General features: G+C 61.0%; 1 protein-coding gene. It reads right to left on the reverse strand.

What is annotated here, in order from left to right; all coding sequences use genetic code 11:
- On the reverse strand, window positions 1–220 hold a 220-nt coding region (locus F2P45_RS34940), incomplete at its 3' end, for a WGR domain-containing protein (protein WP_229505456.1).
- Between the last annotated feature and the right edge of the window lie 95 nt (window positions 221–315).

The following is a 315-nucleotide window of genomic DNA, read 5'->3' on the forward strand; positions in this document are numbered from 1 at the left end:
GGCCGGCCCCGGCGCCTGCCTCCACATAGCCCTTGGCGGTCTTTTCGCGCACCAGTTTGCCCAGCGCGGCGGCCGCCGTGGCCTCGTCCGCGAAGGTTTTCGGTTTGCTTTGTCCTGCGGTGCCGATCCTGCCGAAGCGGATATGCAGTTCGCAACCGGCTTGCCCGACTTCCCAGAATTTACTGGAAACGCCATCGTCTAATTCAAATCGCCGCATCATGAATGTCCTGGAAAATGGATTTCTGCCGGTGCCGTTTCAGACGCACAGTTGTTGCAGGTCGCGTATCAGTTCACTGGCGGCGACCGGATCGGGCG

The organism is Massilia mucilaginosa (assembly GCF_011682145.1).
GTDB classification, from domain to species: Bacteria; Pseudomonadota; Gammaproteobacteria; order Burkholderiales; family Burkholderiaceae_D; genus Telluria_A; species Telluria_A mucilaginosa.